The 16,844-nt window shown below is 52.2% G+C and carries 18 protein-coding genes; 6 read left to right on the forward strand and 12 right to left on the reverse strand.

All coding sequences use genetic code 11. The features are described 5' to 3' along the window. Window positions 1–63 precede the first annotated feature (63 nt). Entirely contained in the window at window positions 64–1,308 is a 1,245-nt protein-coding gene (mtr, locus tag OGY01_RS14335) for a tryptophan permease (protein ID WP_045448005.1), read from the forward strand. 88 nt (window positions 1,309–1,396) lie between these two features. Here mtr and OGY01_RS14340 read toward each other — a convergent pair whose 3' ends face one another. From OGY01_RS14340 to ubiU, 3 genes are all read right to left on the reverse strand, one after another. Continuing rightward, the gene (locus OGY01_RS14340; protein ID WP_045448002.1) at window positions 1,397–2,404 is read right to left on the reverse strand and encodes a luciferase-like monooxygenase; all 1,008 of its coding nucleotides are present in this window, start codon (window positions 2,402–2,404) and stop codon (window positions 1,397–1,399) included. A 78-nt stretch (window positions 2,405–2,482) separates the two neighbouring features. After that, entirely contained in the window at window positions 2,483–3,361 is an 879-nt protein-coding gene (locus OGY01_RS14345; protein WP_045448000.1) for a U32 family peptidase, read from the reverse strand. An 8-nt stretch (window positions 3,362–3,369) separates the two neighbouring features. Continuing rightward, window positions 3,370–4,365, reverse strand: coding sequence for a ubiquinone anaerobic biosynthesis protein UbiU (ubiU, locus tag OGY01_RS14350; RefSeq protein ID WP_045447998.1), 996 nt, complete (start codon window positions 4,363–4,365; stop codon window positions 3,370–3,372). 219 nt (window positions 4,366–4,584) lie between these two features. Here ubiU and ubiT point away from each other — a divergent pair, with 219 nt between their 5' ends. After that, complete coding sequence (ubiT, locus tag OGY01_RS14355) at window positions 4,585–5,109, forward strand: ubiquinone anaerobic biosynthesis accessory factor UbiT (protein WP_200010072.1); 525 nt, start codon at window positions 4,585–4,587, stop codon at window positions 5,107–5,109. Next, on the forward strand, window positions 5,103–5,606 hold the full coding sequence (locus tag OGY01_RS14360; RefSeq protein ID WP_045447993.1) for a GNAT family N-acetyltransferase: 504 nt from the start codon (window positions 5,103–5,105) through the stop codon (window positions 5,604–5,606). The genes ubiT and OGY01_RS14360 overlap by 7 nt, the downstream gene beginning before the upstream one ends. Here OGY01_RS14360 and OGY01_RS14365 read toward each other — a convergent pair. Further along, a complete protein-coding gene (locus OGY01_RS14365; protein ID WP_045447990.1) occupies window positions 5,593–5,892 on the reverse strand; it encodes a GIY-YIG nuclease family protein in 300 nt (99 codons plus the stop codon). The two genes, OGY01_RS14360 and OGY01_RS14365, sit on opposite strands and share 14 nt — an antisense overlap. Window positions 5,893–5,944: 52 nt before the next feature. Between OGY01_RS14365 and OGY01_RS14370 the strand changes: the two genes are divergently transcribed. Beyond that, the gene (locus tag OGY01_RS14370; protein ID WP_045447987.1) at window positions 5,945–6,373 is read left to right on the forward strand and encodes a YhbP family protein; all 429 of its coding nucleotides are present in this window, start codon (window positions 5,945–5,947) and stop codon (window positions 6,371–6,373) included. A gap of 38 nt (window positions 6,374–6,411) precedes the next feature. Further along, window positions 6,412–7,047: an NAD(P)H-binding protein gene (locus OGY01_RS14375; RefSeq protein ID WP_286493263.1), complete on the forward strand. Its 636-nt coding sequence runs from the start codon at window positions 6,412–6,414 to the stop codon at window positions 7,045–7,047. 35 nt (window positions 7,048–7,082) lie between these two features. Here OGY01_RS14375 and dolP read toward each other — a convergent pair whose 3' ends face one another. Genes dolP through OGY01_RS14395 form a run of 4 tightly spaced genes read right to left on the reverse strand, consistent with a single transcriptional unit; the run spans window position 7,083 to window position 10,700 of the window. Continuing rightward, the gene (gene dolP / locus OGY01_RS14380) at window positions 7,083–7,658 is read right to left on the reverse strand and encodes a division/outer membrane stress-associated lipid-binding lipoprotein (RefSeq protein WP_045447981.1); all 576 of its coding nucleotides are present in this window, start codon (window positions 7,656–7,658) and stop codon (window positions 7,083–7,085) included. A 9-nt stretch (window positions 7,659–7,667) separates the two neighbouring features. After that, window positions 7,668–8,258 (reverse strand): DnaA initiator-associating protein DiaA, encoded by a 591-nt coding sequence (gene diaA / locus OGY01_RS14385; protein WP_003024948.1) that lies wholly within the window; start codon window positions 8,256–8,258, stop codon window positions 7,668–7,670. Window positions 8,259–8,292: 34 nt separating this feature from the next. Further along, a complete protein-coding gene (locus OGY01_RS14390; RefSeq protein ID WP_048220494.1) occupies window positions 8,293–8,688 on the reverse strand; it encodes a YraN family protein in 396 nt (131 codons plus the stop codon). Then, the gene (locus tag OGY01_RS14395) at window positions 8,646–10,700 is read right to left on the reverse strand and encodes a penicillin-binding protein activator (protein WP_286493265.1); all 2,055 of its coding nucleotides are present in this window, start codon (window positions 10,698–10,700) and stop codon (window positions 8,646–8,648) included. Before OGY01_RS14395 ends, OGY01_RS14390 begins: the two co-directional genes overlap by 43 nt. A gap of 62 nt (window positions 10,701–10,762) precedes the next feature. Here OGY01_RS14395 and rsmI point away from each other — a divergent pair, with 62 nt between their 5' ends. Then, complete coding sequence (gene rsmI, locus OGY01_RS14400; protein WP_048220496.1) at window positions 10,763–11,626, forward strand: 16S rRNA (cytidine(1402)-2'-O)-methyltransferase; 864 nt, start codon at window positions 10,763–10,765, stop codon at window positions 11,624–11,626. 122 nt (window positions 11,627–11,748) lie between these two features. Here the strand turns inward: rsmI and OGY01_RS14405 are convergent, their stop codons facing one another. The 4 genes from OGY01_RS14405 to OGY01_RS14420 all read right to left on the reverse strand — a co-directional run bounded on the left by OGY01_RS14405 (window position 11,749) and on the right by OGY01_RS14420 (window position 16,724). Beyond that, window positions 11,749–12,810, reverse strand: coding sequence for a fimbrial protein (locus OGY01_RS14405; protein WP_045447968.1), 1,062 nt, complete (start codon window positions 12,808–12,810; stop codon window positions 11,749–11,751). A gap of 11 nt (window positions 12,811–12,821) precedes the next feature. Beyond that, window positions 12,822–15,341: a fimbria/pilus outer membrane usher protein gene (locus tag OGY01_RS14410; RefSeq protein WP_045447965.1), complete on the reverse strand. Its 2,520-nt coding sequence runs from the start codon at window positions 15,339–15,341 to the stop codon at window positions 12,822–12,824. A 35-nt stretch (window positions 15,342–15,376) separates the two neighbouring features. After that, window positions 15,377–16,075 (reverse strand): fimbrial biogenesis chaperone, encoded by a 699-nt coding sequence (locus OGY01_RS14415; protein WP_045447962.1) that lies wholly within the window; start codon window positions 16,073–16,075, stop codon window positions 15,377–15,379. Between the two features lie 76 nt (window positions 16,076–16,151). Then, window positions 16,152–16,724 carry a fimbrial protein gene (locus tag OGY01_RS14420; protein WP_284097004.1) on the reverse strand — a complete coding sequence of 191 codons (573 nt, stop codon included), beginning with the start codon at window positions 16,722–16,724 and terminating at the stop codon, window positions 16,152–16,154. Between the last annotated feature and the right edge of the window lie 120 nt (window positions 16,725–16,844).

Here is a 16,844-nt window from a genome sequence, read left to right on the forward strand (position 1 = left end):
GTACTGGTACAGTGCGACACATTAAAATGTAGTCACAATATAATTGACTGGAGAGATGGCTGAATGGCAACACTAACCACCACCCAAACGTCACCTTCGCTGCTCGGCGGCGTAGTGATTATCGGCGGCACCATTATTGGCGCAGGAATGTTTTCTCTGCCAGTGGTCATGTCCGGGGCGTGGTTCTTCTGGTCTATGGCGGCGCTCATCTTTACCTGGTTTTGTATGCTGCATTCCGGGCTGATGATCCTGGAGGCCAATCTGAATTATCGTATTGGATCCAGTTTTGACACCATTACTAAAGACCTGTTGGGCAAGGGCTGGAACGTTGTTAATGGTATCTCGATTGCTTTTGTACTCTATATTCTGACCTATGCATACATTTCTGCGAGCGGTTCGATCCTGCATCACACCTTCTCGGAGATGTCGCTGAATGTTCCGGCACGTGCGGCAGGATTTGGTTTTGCTCTGCTGGTAGCGTTTGTGGTGTGGTTGAGTACTAAAGCGGTCAGTCGCATGACCGCCATTGTACTGGGTGCGAAGGTAATAACGTTCTTCCTGACCTTCGGTAGTTTGTTAGGGCATGTGACACCGACTACGCTGTTTAACGTGGCGGAAAGTAATGCTTCATATACGCCGTATTTGCTGATGACGCTGCCGTTTTGCCTCGCCTCATTTGGCTACCACGGCAACGTACCGAGTCTGATGAAGTACTACGGCAAAGACCCGCGCACCATTGTTAAATGCCTCGTTTACGGCACGCTGCTGGCGTTGGTGCTGTACACCGTATGGTTGCTGGGGACGATGGGCAATATTCCGCGTCCTGAATTTGTTGGTATTGCACAGCAGGGCGGTAACATTGATGTGCTGGTGCAGGCGCTGAGTGGTGTGTTGAACAGCCGTAGTCTGGATCTGCTGCTGGTGGTGTTCTCTAACTTTGCGGTAGCGAGTTCGTTTCTTGGAGTGACGCTGGGGCTGTTTGACTATCTGGCGGATCTGTTCGGTTTTGACGATTCTGCAATGGGCCGCTTTAAAACGGCATTACTGACTTTTGTTCCGCCGATTGTGGGTGGCCTGCTGTGGCCGAACGGTTTCCTGTATGCAATTGGTTATGCAGGATTAGCAGCAACGATTTGGGCGGCAATTGTCCCGGCGTTACTGGCGCGTAAATCCCGTCAACGCTTCGGTAGCCCGAAATTCCGTGTATGGGGGGGCAAGCCGATGATTGCTCTGATCCTGGTCTTCGGCGTCGGCAACGCGGTTATCCACATCCTGTCGAGCGTGAATCTATTGCCTGTGTACCAGTAGCCTTTTAGTGCCGGATGGCGCTATGCTTATCCGGCCTACACGATCTCGTAGGTCCGGTAAGCGAAGCGCCACCGGGCAAGACAACGCCCTACCCAACCAACTCTTCTTTCACCTGCATCGCTAAATCAAACGAATGTAAACGTGCCTGGTGGTCGAAAATCTGCCCATTGACCATAATTTCATCCGCTTGTGTTTCACGCAGAATCGACTCCAGTCCATGACGTATTTTCACTTTATCTCCCACCAGCGACATACTCAGTGCCTGCTGAACGCCATACTGCTCAGAAGCGGACCACAGCTGATGCATATTTTCTACCGGGGGTGGTAACTGTCCGGTTTCACCCCGACGCAATTTTACGAATGCCTGCTGCATCGAGGTAAAGAGAAATTCGGCATCACGATTGCTGTCAGCGGCAATTATATTGATGCACACCATGGCATACGGTGTTGCCAGCCGTGCTGAAGGTTTGAACTGAGTGCGATACAGATGCAATGCCTGGTGCAGCATATCTGGTGCGAAGTGTGAGGCGAAGGCAAACGGCAAACCAAGCTGTGCTGCCAGTTGTGCGCTGTACAGGCTGGATCCCAGTAACCAGACCGGAATCTGCTCACCATAGCCGGGAACCGGGCGTACTTGTGGATTAGGATCGCATGCGTCAAACCAGTCCACCAGTTCCGCCACATCGCGCGGGAAGTTATCGATATCACCGCTCATATGACGGCGCAGTGCGCGCATGGTGGGTTGATCGCTGCCTGGCGCACGTCCAAGGCCCAGGTCGATACGGCCAGGATACAGCGTATTCAGCGTCCCGAACTGCTCAGCGATCACCAACGGTGAATGGTTAGGTAGCATGACCCCACCGGACCCCAGACGCAGGGTGGTGGTATTGGCTGCCAGATAACCTATCAGTACAGAGGTTGCTGCACTGGCGATACCGGTCATATTGTGATGTTCAGCCAGCCAGTAGCGATGGTAGCCGCGCTTTTCAGCCAGTTGAGCGAGATCCAGAGAGTGCGTAAAAGCCTCTTTTGCACTGGAACCTTCGGGGATCGGTGCCAGATCCAGCACCGAGAACGGAATAATTTTGTCAGTCATAACGGCTCACTTTGTTACCGGTTAATCTTTTAATACTGCATTAAAATTTGATTACCGTTGTTAACAAAGTGAGCTTTTTTACGCCTGAAGCTCCAGACCTGCCAGACGTTTCCAGTAGCCGTTACAGTCGCTGTGGGCAGTAAGTGGTAATGGGGCACAGCCATTCTCATTGGCACGGAAGGCATCAAGCATCGCGAATGTCTCGGTTCCTAATGGGGACAGACGGACGATATCAACCAGGCCCTGCATGGACGTCAGTTCATTACCGAGGTTGTAGACATAACCGCTCATGGTCTGAATCCCATTCAGGACAAAGACCTGCTGGTTCTCTTGCGACAGGACATCGCGGCCATTTGGATATTTGATGCAGCAGGTTTCGCATTCGTCTTTTGGTCGGTCCTCAGAGCGTGCGGTAAAGCAGCGGGCAGAGTACGCTAAAGGTAGATGCCCGTAGCTCAGAACTTCGACTTCAAACTGGTTGCGAATACCCAAGTCATCACACTGGTTGAGCAGATTCACCAGCCAGTCGCGGGATAGTTCTACTGGCATACACCAGCGCACCATGCCTTGTTTAAGCAACAGACGAAGGGTCACGGCGTTGTAGCAGTTGAGCGCATGCCCGGCGACAAATGGCAGTTTACGTTCGGCGCACATGTTCACAACGCCCAGATCGCTGGCTTCCAGTAGGAAGTCGCCATTTTCTACATAGCGCTTCAGCTCACCCAGCTCCGATGATGCCTGAACCAGCGCCAGCGTGGACAGCACCACCTGTTTCCCGCTACTGGCGAGTGATTTTGCCATATCAATCCAGTCACCCGTTTTGGTGGCGCGGCGTTTGCTACACACAGCTTCCCCAAGATAGATAACGTCGGCATTACTGGTAGCGGCCTGCTGATAAAAATCTTCCAGCGTTTCTTTCGACCAGTAGTAGAGCACTGGTCCTAAGGAATATTTCATTGCTTTTCTCACTGCCATTTACGGTGATACGCACCAAGCGTAGTCTGCGTGCCTTCGGACATTGAACCGAGTGTTTCCATCCAGGCGCTTTGCGGAACAAAGTTCTGCGGATCGGCTTTGCAACGGTCAATCGCCTGGCGCCACACTTTCGCCACCTGGCTGACGTAAGCCGGGCTACGCTGACGTCCCTCAATTTTCACCGAGGCGATGTTGGCTGCCATCAGATCGGGTAGCAGTTCTAACGTATTAAGGCTGGTCGGCTCCTCCAGCGCATGATAACGCTCACCGTCCACAAGATAGCGTCCCTTACAAAGCGTTGGATAACCTGCGTTTTCACCGTCCTGATAGCGGTCAATCAGCACTTCATTCAGGCGAGATTCAAGGCCTGCTGGGGTTTGCTGCCAGCGAACAAATCGGGCAGGGGAGCACGCACCAACGGTGTTGGGGGATTCACCCGTCAGATAAGACGAAAGATAGCAGCGACCTTCCGCCATAATGCACAGACTGCCAAAGGCAAACACTTCTAAAGGAACTGGTGTTACGCGAGCGAGCTGTTTTACCTGATGGATTGATAGCACACGTGGTAGAACAACGCGTGCGACGTCAAAGTTGCGATGGTAGAAATTAATCGCTTCCTCGTTGGTTGCGGATGCCTGAACGGAGACATGGCGCTCAATATGCGGGTAGCGCTCTGCGGCATACTCAAGCATAGCGAGATCGGCGAGGATCAGCGCATCAGCACCCAGTTGCGCCGCCATATCAACGGCTCGTTGCCAACGTGCGTAACCATCCGGGTGCGCAAAGGTGTTAATTGCGATGTGCAGCTTACGGCGGTGTTGATGGACAAAATTCACCGCTTCCTGCAATTTTTTCTCGGTAAAATTAAGGCCGGCGAAATGACGGGCGTTGGTGTCATCTTTCAGCCCGATGTATACAGCATCAGCGCCGTTCTCGATGGCCGCCTTAAGCGCCGGGAGATTTCCGGCAGGGCAGAGCAGCTCCATAATTTATCCTGAAAGTTGCGCCACCAGGGCGCAAAAATGTTAACGAAGAGGGATTTTAGTTAACCTTGCTGAGACAATTTTTGATTTGAGGCAGTTAAAGTCGTATTGGTGACACCAATAAAGAGGTAACAATTTCGCATCGAATTGTTGATTTATGCCGCTATGTCGTTTATTTGATATGGCAAAATAGCAGGACTATTGAAACAGGGAGTAAAGCTCGTGTTGGAAAAACTGCGTTCACGCTTAGTACATTTTGGTCCTTCTCTGATGAGTGTACCGGTTAAACTGACGCCCTTTACGCTGAAGCGCCAGGTTCTGGAACAAGTCTTGAGCTGGCAATTTCGCCAGGCGCTGGCCGATGGAGAACTTGAGTTTCTCGACGGTCGCTGGTTGAGCATAAATGTTCGCGATATTGGCCTCAGATGGTATACCTCTGTTGAGAACGACAAACTTATCGTCAGTCAGGACGCAGACGCTGATGTGAGTTTTAGCGCAGATGCCAGCGATTTATTGATGATTGCAGCGCGCAAGCAGGACCCGGATACGCTTTTCTTCCAGCGTCGCCTGGTGATTGAAGGCGATACAGAATTAGGGCTACATGTGAAAAATCTGATGGACGCCATTGAACTGGAGCAGATGCCGAAACCGTTGCGTGTCATGCTGCTGCAACTGGCGGACTTTGTTGAGGCGGGTATGAAACATTCGCCAGAAACCAAACAGACCTCGGTAGGTGAACCATGCTGATTCGAGTTGAAATTCCCATTGATGCCCCTGGTATTGATGCGTTGCTGCGCCGCTCATTTGATAGCGATGCAGAAGCGAAGTTAGTACATGACCTGCGCGAAGATGGCTTTCTGACGCTGGGTCTGGTTGCGACCGATGACGAAGGCCAGGTTGTGGGCTATGTCGCGTTCAGTCCTGTTGATGTACAGGGTGAAGACCTGCAATGGGTCGGAATGGCTCCACTGGCGGTTGATGAAAACTACCGCGGACAGGGTCTGGCGCGTCAACTGGTTTATGAAGGGCTGGATTCGCTGAACGAGTTTGGTTACGCCGCGGTGGTCACACTGGGCGATCCAGCATTGTACAGTCGCTTAGGCTTTGAACTGGCCGCTCACCACGATCTTCATTGCCGCTGGCCTGGTACCGAAAGCGCATTTCAGGTGCATCGCCTGGCGGAAGATGCGCTGAATGGTGTGACGGGTTTGGTGGAATACCACGATCACTTCAATCGTTTTTAAGCGCCGGGGTTTGCAGGCTGCTCAGTAGCGCCTCAAACCCTTCGCCTTCTACAAGGCGTTCTTTCTGACGCTTTGTAAGCTGTTTAATACGATATTCTATGCGCAGGGCCAGCGAACGGTCGCCGACTTGCGCCGCAAATGCCAGAGTTAATTCCCCCTTCCCGCGCAGTGCTTTTGCGCCTTTTCCACTCTGATGCTGCTTATAGCGGCGTTGCACATCGGTTGTTATTCCGGTGTATAGGGCGTTGTCTGCGGTACGGATCAGGTACAGATACCAGGGTGTCATTGTCACCATCGACGTGATAATTTTCAAACTTACAGTATAAAAGAGAACAGAAATGGAAACACTGACTGCGGTGACTCGTTGGCTGGCAAAACAGCACGTCGTGACCTGGTGTGTGCACCATGAGGGTGAATTGTGGTGTGCCAATGCATTTTATCTGTTTGATGCACAAAAGGTGGCGTTCTATGTGCTCACCGAAGAGAAGACGCGCCATGCACAGATGTCCGGCCCGCGCGCACCCGTTGCCGGAACGGTAAACGGCCAGCCCAAAACGGTGGCGCTGATCCGCGGTGTGCAGTTTAAAGGGGAAATCAGGCGTCTGGAGGGAGAAGAGAGTGACTTAGCGCGTAAAGCTTATAATCGCCGCTTCCCTGTCGCCAAAATGATGCCTGCGCCCGTCTGGGAGATTCGGCTGGATGAAATCAAATTCACTGACAACACATTGGGTTTTGGTAAAAAAATGCTTTGGCTACGTGATCTATAGTTAGATGAATGATAGTGGGCGCAAAGGAAGGAGAAGCGATGAGTCAGGTGTTAATTACAGGTGCAACGGGGCTGGTGGGGGGGCATTTATTGCGTATGCTGCTGAATGCACCGCGGATCCACGCTATTACTGCTCCAACACGCCGCCCACTGGCCGATACGGTTGGGGTCTATAACCCGCACGATCCGCAACTGACAGATGCGCTGGCACAGGTGAACGATCCGATAGATATCGTTTTTTGCTGCCTGGGAACCACCCGACGAGAAGCGGGCAGCAAAGAGGCATTTATTCACGCAGACTATACCCTGGTGGTGGATACCGCCCTGACGGGTCTTCGCCTGGGTGCCCAGCATATGCTGGTAGTCAGCGCAATGGGAGCCAATGCCAACTCCCCATTTTTTTATAACCGGGTTAAAGGTGAAATGGAACAGGCGCTGATTGCTCAGAACTGGCCACGGTTAACGATTGCACGGCCTTCAATGTTGTTGGGGGAACGGGATAAGCAGCGGGCAAATGAAATGTTCTTTGCACCGTTATTCCGGCTGCTGCCCGGAAACTGGAAATCGATTGAGGCGCGTGATGTTGCGCGGGCAATGCTGGCGGAAGCTATCTCACCTGCTCATGAAGGGGTGTCAGTTCTTACTTCATCCCAGCTTCGGGAAAGAGCGAAATAACCCGGCGAGTATGGCCTCACCGGGCTATTTACGCGTTATTTGATGAACGTAAAGGCTGTGGTGACGCGCTTCACGCCACTTACCCGGCTGGCGATATCTGCTGCAGCCTTCGCTTCACGCTCGGTGACCAGACCCAGCAGGAATACTTCTCCATTCTCGGTTGTCACTTTAACGTTAGAGGATTTCACCTGATCGCTGGTCAGCAACTGGGAACGAACTTTGGTGGTGATCCAGGTATCGTTGGACGCTTCGCCAAGACCGATTGGCTGGCCCTGACGGATCTCGTTAAATACTTCCGTCGTTCCTTCTACGCCCATAGCAATTTGTTTTGCTCGTGCAGAAAGCTCGCTATTAGGAGACTGACCGACCAGCAGCACCTTACCCTGATAGGCGCTGACGTTGATGCGCGCTTCTTTCTTAATTTGGGCATCTTTTGACAACGCCGTATTGACGCGTAATTCCAGGGTACCATCATCTACCTGGGTGCCGACACTGCGAGGGTCTGTTGCGGCTTTAGTCCCGACAGCTGCAGTTCCGACAACGGCGGCAGCTACACAGCCTTGCAACAGCAACGCAGAAATAACGACTGCGAGCGGCGAAAATGCCTTCATGTGTACTCCTTAATCATCCTGGTGAGGGAAAAGCGTGTTATCGATGAGATCGCAAAGGCAGTTTACCGTCAGCATATGCATTTCCTGAACGCGGGCGCTGTGGTGTGAGGGAATGCGGATTTCGACATCCTGTGGCCCCAATAATCCGGCCAGTTCACCCCCGTCATAACCGGTCAGCGCTACGATCGTCATGTCACGCGTGACGGCAGCTTCAACGGCTTTAACGATATCGCGGCTATTACCACGCGTAGAGATAGCCAACAGAACATCACCTGCATGTCCCAGCGCACGGACTTGTTTTGCATAAACTTCGTCGTGCAGGCGATCGTTGGCAATCGCAGTTAAGACCACATTATCAGTATTTAGTGCAATAGCAGGTAAACTGGGGCGTTCTGTTTCAAAACGGTTGATCATGCTGGCAGCAAAATGCTGTGCGTTGGCAGCGGACGTCCCATTACCACAACAGAGAATTTTGTTGCCATTGAGCAGGGATTGAACCAGCGTCATGGCTGCACGGGAAATCGCATCCGGAAGCGCTTCAGCCGCAGCAATCTGAGTTTGAATGCTTTCTGTAAAGCAGACTTTAATTCTATCTAACACGCTAATCCTTAAGAACCAGGCTCTGTATCTTCAATTATGAGTGGTCATTAAACGCATCCTTAAACCACTCAACATCATTTCCGGTGAAGGCTAACACATCGAACCGGCAATCCACAGTATCAAAACTCCCATTATGACGGGCGAGCCACAAACGGGCGGTCTGTAATAATTTGTGTTGTTTGCTATGGGTCACACTTGCTGCCGCGCCGCCAAAAAGGGCTGAACGGCGGAAACGGACTTCAACAAAGACGGTCGTTTTGCCTTCACGCATTATCAGGTCAATTTCGCCGCCACGTTCACGTACGTTGGCGGCAATAAAACGCAGTCCTTTGCGTTCCAGCCAGTCACGCGCGGTAGCTTCCCACGCGTCACCGGTCTCTTTACTCGTTAACTGGCGGGGACGACTTGCCCTTGCTGGTATTTGAGCCATGATAACTTCCTGTTAATCACGCAATCCTGAGTCGCGGTTAATGCACCGGTGTTGCCATTAATTTCGAAGCCCTGCACCTGACGCATTTGCGAAAAGTGGTTAGCCAGCGACCAGGCATCGACACCCATTGCGTACATGCGCGCAAGCGAGTAGTCGTTATGCACCGCGCTTAGCGCTTGTTGCATGAGAGGCTCGTTACCGCCGGCCAACATCGGGATTTCGCTGTACTGCAAGCCTTCCATTTCCAGTCGGAAGTCAGGGCCGGCTGTGCCTTGTGCGCTACGAGAGCTGGCGTAAAGGGTTGCACCGCTCTGGCTGCCGTTACGCATAGCAATCATCGGTTTAATAAACGCGATTTCTTCTGGCGTTGCCAGAATATACACGGCATCAACGCGACCACCGCCACCGGTGATTTGCGCATCGCTTGGTGGAGCTGGAATTGTCAGGCCACCAATCGTCACGCCAGGCTGCGAAGGTATAGAGGATACAATAGGGCTACCCGTCAGGGAGATCCCTGAACCGCCGTTGACGCCCATTTTCAGTTCCGCGGTGGAGCCGAATTTCTGCTGTAACACCACGCCGCCACCAAGCGCCTGCCACTCCTGAGCAAAGGCGTTGGACACGCGATCGCCAAGCGCGCTACGAGGGATAAGCAGCAGCGGAGACTGCTTACCCTGCGAGTGAATATGGCGTGCGGCATCGCGAGCTTCGTCTTCTGGTGACAGAGCGAAATAGCAAATATTTGCCAGGTTCTGCACCGCCTCAGGTTGGTTAAGCGCCAGCACATTCAGCGGTGTGTTGCTTTTCATCAGTTCTTCAACATTGTTTTTCAGCAGTGGGCCGACAACAATGCTGGCGCCATCCTGCTGAACCTGGGCCAGGATTTGATTTAGCGGTTGTGATGAGGTGTCGTAGATTTTCAGCTCAGCGGATGGATTCGCTGGCGCGCTTGCCGTCGTCGCCGGGGCTGGTGCAGTTTGCGGTGTGTTGACAGCAGCTTCTGGCTGTACTGGCGCATCCTGTGTCAGATCGCTCACCGAGGCCTGAGAAGGGCTGGCAACACCGTCGGCAGACTGCGGTTGAGTATTCGCTTCAGTGTTGCTCGTAGCCAATGCGGTGGGGGCTGCAACAGGAGTAGCTACGGGTTGCGTGCCCATATTTTTAGCCGCTTCAAAGCCCTGTTGAATAGTACGACCAAAAACAGCAGCTTGGCCATTCAGAGGCAGCAACAGCGCAATTTTACTGGTGGATGCTGGCTTAAAGCTCTGGACGTTTATCAACTGAGTGGGCAGTAATTTCGCACCAGGGTTTTGCGGATAACGTTTTTGCCAGTCGGCAATACCCGCTTTCATCATATCCGGGTCGCTACGGTTATCGAACCACACGCGTTGCAGATCCAGCCAGCCTTGCAGAACGTTTTCATCCGCATTGATGACCAGTGTCTGTGCCTGCTCTTTCGTCATTGACGAGAGAGCCTGCCAGGTGGCATCGATGTTTTTCTGCTTGTCCTGTGCTGACAGTAGCGGTTCCTGAGCAATCAGAGCGCGCAGCAGTGTTAACGATGGGCGCCCCTGGCTGGCATCGATCTGCGCTTGCCAGTAGCGAGCCTGCTGGTTGTGATCGAAATCGGCCGGAGTGAGTTTATCCAGCAGCGCCTGCGCGCCAGCAATGTCTTTTTGTGCCAGCTTGATTTCAACAGCCAATAAAGACTGTTCGCGACGTTGTGTATCGTTCAGACTCTGTGGGAGTTGCTTGAACAATTCGACAGCCTGCTGGGTCTTGCCTTCTTTCAGCAGCGCACGAATGGCGAGTAATTGCCAGTTGGTCTTGCTATCATCTGAGCTTTGCTGCATTTGCTGCAGATAAAAGCCGGAATCAGCCTGTGCGGTGCCCTGCATGTGGGCTGCACTTTGGTCTGGCGCCTGGGTGCCACAGCCGGCGAAGATCAATGCTGCCAGGATTACTGGCAGAGCGCGCGCGGCTTTCAAACGAGAAAATGTTGAGGGTACCATACTGTATCCAGTGATATTTTTTACGCAATGCTCAATATTAAATCGGCAATACGGACGACACAATGAAACAACACGAATCGGCGGATAATTCTCAAGGCCAACTCTTTATTGTACCTACTCCTATCGGAAATTTGGCTGATATTACCCAACGAGCGCTCGAAGTTTTACAAGCCGTTGATTTAATTGCCGCAGAAGATACCCGTCATACGGGATTATTGTTACAACACTTCGCGATCAGCGCCCGTTTGTTTGCGCTGCATGACCACAACGAGCAGCAAAAGGCCGAAACGCTGGTGGCGAAGCTCAAAGAAGGGCAAAACATTGCGCTGGTTTCCGATGCCGGAACACCGCTGATTAACGATCCGGGTTATCACCTGGTGCGGACCTGTCGTGAAGCGGGTATACGCGTTGTGCCGCTGCCTGGCCCTTGCGCTGCAATTGCCGCATTGAGCGCCGCCGGGCTGCCCTCTGACCGTTTTTGCTACGAAGGTTTTTTGCCCGCCAAATCCAAGGGCCGACGCGATGCGATGAAAGCCATTGAAGCGGAACCACGCACGCTGATTTTTTATGAATCCACGCATCGTCTGCTCGACAGCCTGGAAGATATGGTCGCCGTATGGGGAGAGTCCCGTTATGTGGTGCTGGCGCGCGAGTTAACCAAAACATGGGAAACCATTCACGGTGCGCCGGTGGGTGAACTGCTGGCGTGGGTAAAAGAAGATGAAAATCGCCGTAAGGGTGAAATGGTGCTGATTGTCGAAGGGCATAAAGCGCAGGAAGATGAACTGCCTGCCGAAGCATTGCGCACGCTGGCATTGCTGCAAAAAGAGCTACCGCTGAAGAAAGCGGCAGCCCTGGCGGCAGAGATCCACGGCGTGAAGAAAAATGCGCTTTATAAATATGCGCTGGAGCAGCAGGGCGAGTAATATTTCATCGGGCGTCGCTGTGCTTGCCAAATACTACAATGATGTTAAATTTCAATAAATTGTACGTTTTTTTGTGGTTCTGGTCAGCGACGCGTCATCCGATTTTTTCATTCGTCATAGCGTTATCTGACAATAATCGTGATAGTGGCCGTGCCACTGAATTTTCCCGGAGCCAGCACGCCGCCGACCAGGTTGACGGGGTACGCGGACATATGGGCTGCGCCGGAACCTGACGAGTCGATAAAAACAATGCCGCCAGTAAACGGAATATTCGTTGCTCCACCGTCGGTATGCCGCATACGAATACCTACATCCGGAACGTTATCCCCGCTTCTGCGCCGAGCCACGAGAATGTACTGATTGATGATATCGTCAGCGTCAAATCTCATCTGTAAGGTATTTGCGATGGTCGAGGTATCGCCACAATCGTAGGTAATATCGAATGTTACCGGCGTATAGCCGTCAGGCATGGTGTCTTTGGTGGTAAAGCGGTTGCCGTTAATAAAACCAAGATTGACCTGAACCACGTCGCCCTGATTAATTTTGCAGTTCTGCGGTACGGTGATCCGCCCGCTGATGGAAAGTGTAACCAGGTTTTTATAGGCGCCAGGGCTTTGAGGAGAGGATACATTGTTGCTCCACGCGGCTTTAATCACCGCTACATCCGTCTGCGGGATAATCAACTCCCCTAAAAACGGTTTAGTAATGCGCAGTTCAAACTGAGTTTGTGCGCCGATCGATACGGCGGCGGCACGTTTGCTGGGGTCATCGTCGCGACACAAACCATTGTCGGATCTCTCCTGATAAAGCACGCTCTCTTTCACGCTCGTCATGGGAACAACCTGCTCGCCTTTTCCGGGAATGTCTCTGAGCGTGGTGCGAATATCCAGGCTATCGTTCAGCTTGTAGTAACCCGTAGTTTGTCCCTGGGTCGGGAGCAGTGAGTCCGCCCTGTAATAGGGATTAACCCCGGTGTTTTTCGGGCAGTCGCAGGTGATTTGATAACTGTTTCCCGTGACCGGGGCAGTCGATGTCGAGTTATGCCCGACAACGTTGTCAGCTTCACTCCAGTCGGCAGAAAGATCGCTGGAATAGACCTCATTGGCTTCACAACTGCCGAAGGCAGCCTGCGCAGAATGGCTGCTACACAGTAAAATAGCCATGATAAACGCGCTTTTTTTCATTGTTTTTATCCTTAGAGACACTGGGCAGTGCCACGCAAAACTGAGGCCTTGCTGGCTTTGCCGGCAGGTAAGCTGAAGGTAAACTGGCACTGTTGATCGGCCTGATTCCCCCACTGCACAGTCCAGGGCTGTGGCTGCGTAGAGACCCCCGCCAGATAAAGAACGCCGCCTTCATCGACAATATTTTCCTGCCCGCTATCTGGATTGCTGGCCCGTGCGCCAAATGGCACAGGGTTGCCATTTTTGTCGCGCAGCGTGACCAACACGCGCAGGCCGATATCGGCAGTAAAACGGGCGGTGACCACTGCACCATTGTTTGGCACAACCACTTGTGTGGTTTGCTGCACGTCAACGTCATCAGGCATTAGCGTGGTATCCAGTGAGATCCGGTTTTCCTGGTACGAAGTCAGATAAGGGATCACCGCGTAACCGAACGGATCGGTGGCGATACCGGGATAGTTCTGCACGCGTACGCCGGGTGCGCCGTTGAGGTCGATCAGCGCGAAACTGTTACCCAGCGGTTGCGACAGCGTGACGCCGTGCCGATGCATCACGATGCCGCCGGACGCGCCGTAGCTGTACTGGCGGCTGTCATTGCTGTAGTCGTAATTGGCGTTGAAAGTGCCATAGGCTGAGCGATAACTACTGCCAAGGCTGCTGCTGTGGTTGTTATCAGTATCCTGGGTTTGCTTGAGCGAGTAGCTCAGACGGTTGTCCTGCAACAATGAGCCATCGAGACGGGCTTCATTCTGAGTGGCGCGGTCTTTCTGATTTGTCATGCGGTACGACGCCCGACTATGTGGTAGCCAGCGATCCAGTGGAATGCTGAGGCTAAGCGAAAGCGTGCGGTCGTTATCCTCTTCGTCATAGTCGGTGAACTGCCCGCTAAGGTTGTAGCCAATTCCGGCTATCTGGCCGTTAATCCCCAGCGATAAGTTGCGATCATGCCCACCGCTATTCCAGTAATCACGTTGCGAGCCAGAGGTGTAAAAACTCACGCTGCCAAACAGCGACTGGCTAAGGTTGAGCTGAATTTGGCTACGCTGGCGTTGGCTACTGTCCTGACCGTGTGCATTCGCATCTGAGAAGGTAAAGAAGCCGCTGCTGGTGTAGCGATAATAGCTCAGCGACAGGTTGGTTCCTGTTTCCGGGATCTCTTTGGTGTATTGGGTTCGCCACTGGTAGCCCGATGCAGACTGTTGATCGTCGAACTGACTGTCGGCACGAGTGATGTCCACCGCCAGTGCCCCAATCATCCCCAGTGTGCTGCCGACGCCTGCGCCCAGCGACTGATAGTTTTCTGCTCCGAGCAGGCCACCGTAGAGCGTGAGTGTGTTATTCAGGCCATATATCGCCGTCCCTTCGGCAAACTCGGGTTCGTCGCTATCGTTGCTGTTAGTGGCGCGAAATTTCCCGGCGGTGACGCTGTACTTCAAACGCCCTGGGCGCTGCATCAACGGTAGCGAGGAGTAAGGCTGGACAAAGTGGCGAAGGGAGCCGTCGCTCTCTTCAATGGTGATATCCAGGTCGCCGCTGGAGGCGCTAGGGTAAAGGTCGTTAATTTCAAATGCCCCGGCGGGTACATTACTTTGATAAATGATGTAGTCGTTTTGCCGTACCGTGATGATGGCGCTGGTATTGGCGATGCCGCGAATGGTCGGCGCAAAACCGCGCTGGCTGTTGGGCAGCATGTTGTCGTCAGAGGCGAGCTGCATCCCGGTGAACTGATAGCTGGAAAACAGGCTGCCAGTGGTGGCACTTTCACCTATCAATAGCTGAGATTTCAGCGTCTTAATATCGCGCTGGAGATAACTGTTAATGGTATTCCAACTGGACGACCGATCGTCGCGGTTCCAGGTGCTGTAGTTGCGCAGCCGCCATGGGCCGACGTTGGCACCATTTTGCAAATTAAGATACTGGCGCTCGCTCTGGTCGCCTCGCTGGTAGCGTGTATCAGAGCCGGAAAAGCTGTAATTGGTGAATAGGGCTGGGACGCCGCTATCCCAACGGGAGGGGGCAACGTAGCCTCGGGCATCACGATAGAGCGCAATCAGCGGAATACTCATATTCAGCCGGCTGTGGTTGAAGTCGAAGTCTATGGTCGTACTGGGGATAAGCGACGGCAATGCGCTGATTATCGCGTCGTCGCTTTTCTCGGCTAACGCCGGAATATCATCCACCTTTACCCCCAGTTCACGTAGCTGAGCGATGGTGAACTGCGGTTCCAGCTGCTGGCTGGCGTTGGCGGTAAACGTTAGCGTCTTCTGCCCGATTTTATTTTTATTGAGATAAATATCTACGCGGTAATCGCCCGGAAGCTGCGATTTTTCCTGTGAAAATAGCGACAGATCGGTAGGTTGCATGCCACTTTTTTGAGTTTCCAGCATGGACGAATCAAAATAATATTCTGCGGTATAGGCTGTGCTACAGACCAGCCCACTGGCGGAAAAGACCAGCGGTAAACTGTGTTTGACGAAAACCGTCAAATGGTTAAAAATCAGCCTGCTCTTGGGCGCTATGATTATTTTCATTACTGGAATCCGTAATTTTGTTTGCTGTTATGTTCTTATTGCAATTGACGGGTTTCCGGTTCAGTGCTGCCACCGTAATCATTTATTGCCGCCCATTTCACGGTATTTCCAGTGTTCGCAGGCAGCGGCAATGTTTTATTTTCGCCGGGAGCCAGATAATCAATACTCTGCGTTAATTCGGTTTTTCCAACATTCATTCCGGCGAAAACAACATAATATTCAGACGGGTTATAAATATTGAGTGAATTACCGCTACGTTTAAATACCACCGTTTTCCAGGCATCGACAGCCCGTCCTTTAAGCTGCGCAGGACGGTAAAAAAGCTTGATACGGGTCTTAAAAACCAGCGTCAGCATGTTCTTGTCGGCGGTAGATTTATTTTGCGCAGGAATGGCTCGCACATTGATATAAAACATTGATTCTTTATCGTCAGGTAATGAAGCATCCGTTTTTATAATACGCAATGACGAACTATCACCGGCATCAAGACGAAATAGCGGTGGCGTAATAATAAATGGGCCGCGCTCGCCGTCCTGGAGATTATCAACCCAGGATTGCAGCAGATAAGGCATTTTATCGCTGTGGTTGAGCAGCGGTAGCGCCGCCTCTTTACGATCGGCGTTATAGATAACCCGCGTTCTCTGTAATACTACGCCTCCGGCCTGCGCCTGGCTGACAAGGGTGTTACACAACAAGGTTATTACTACCGTGATGATCCGTATCAAGATGGTCATTTTTCTACCTGATGCTGCAAAAACAGGGGGAATGGGTACAGCCCGTGTAAATGCGCAGGCTGCACCGCAGTGACGATTAACGGTAATCGAGTGTGACATCAACGGCAGCGTCGGCTTCACCGGCGGTAATGTCAGCGGGAGCTTCTGTTGAAACGTAGTAGGCGAACAGGTCGACGTTCATCGTGGCCCCCGTAATCTTGTAGGATATTTTCGGCGTGGCCAGCCTGTTCAACGGTATGATCGTTTGGGTTTTTGCATCCTCAATCTGGATACCGACCCCGTCAGCGGCGGTGGTCATACTGCTGACTTTCGCCAGGTCTGGGTGGTTAACGACCGTGCCGCCTGAGCGTGTTTCCAGCCATAACTGGAATGACGCATCCTTGGTTCCATCAACGTGCTCCCATGCGGTCATTGGGCAGTTGATTAATGGAAGAGTGAACGGAATTTTTGGGCTGCGGTCGCCAGCGGCCCTGAACTGGTACCTATTGTAGCTTCCCAGTTCGACATTAACTTCACGGTTAGGAGTGTTGATTTCGCAGGTAGATTCGATGATCTCGCCATTAAAGATTATTTGCCCATCGGTTGCGGCAGCATTGCCTGCGGCTAAAGCTAGCGCGCCCACAATCAGCATTTTGTTTATTAACGTCATAATAACCTAATCCTTGTGATATTTATTTCATGAATGAATATTATTTTAGCGATAAGTTTGTAAGCTTTTTATTGTATGATTTATGTTTGTAAATTAGAACGAAGGCATGTATTTTGGGGA

Origin of the sequence: Citrobacter sp. Cm038 (assembly GCF_030333105.1) — a bacterium.
Classification (GTDB): domain Bacteria; phylum Pseudomonadota; class Gammaproteobacteria; order Enterobacterales; family Enterobacteriaceae; genus Citrobacter; species Citrobacter murliniae.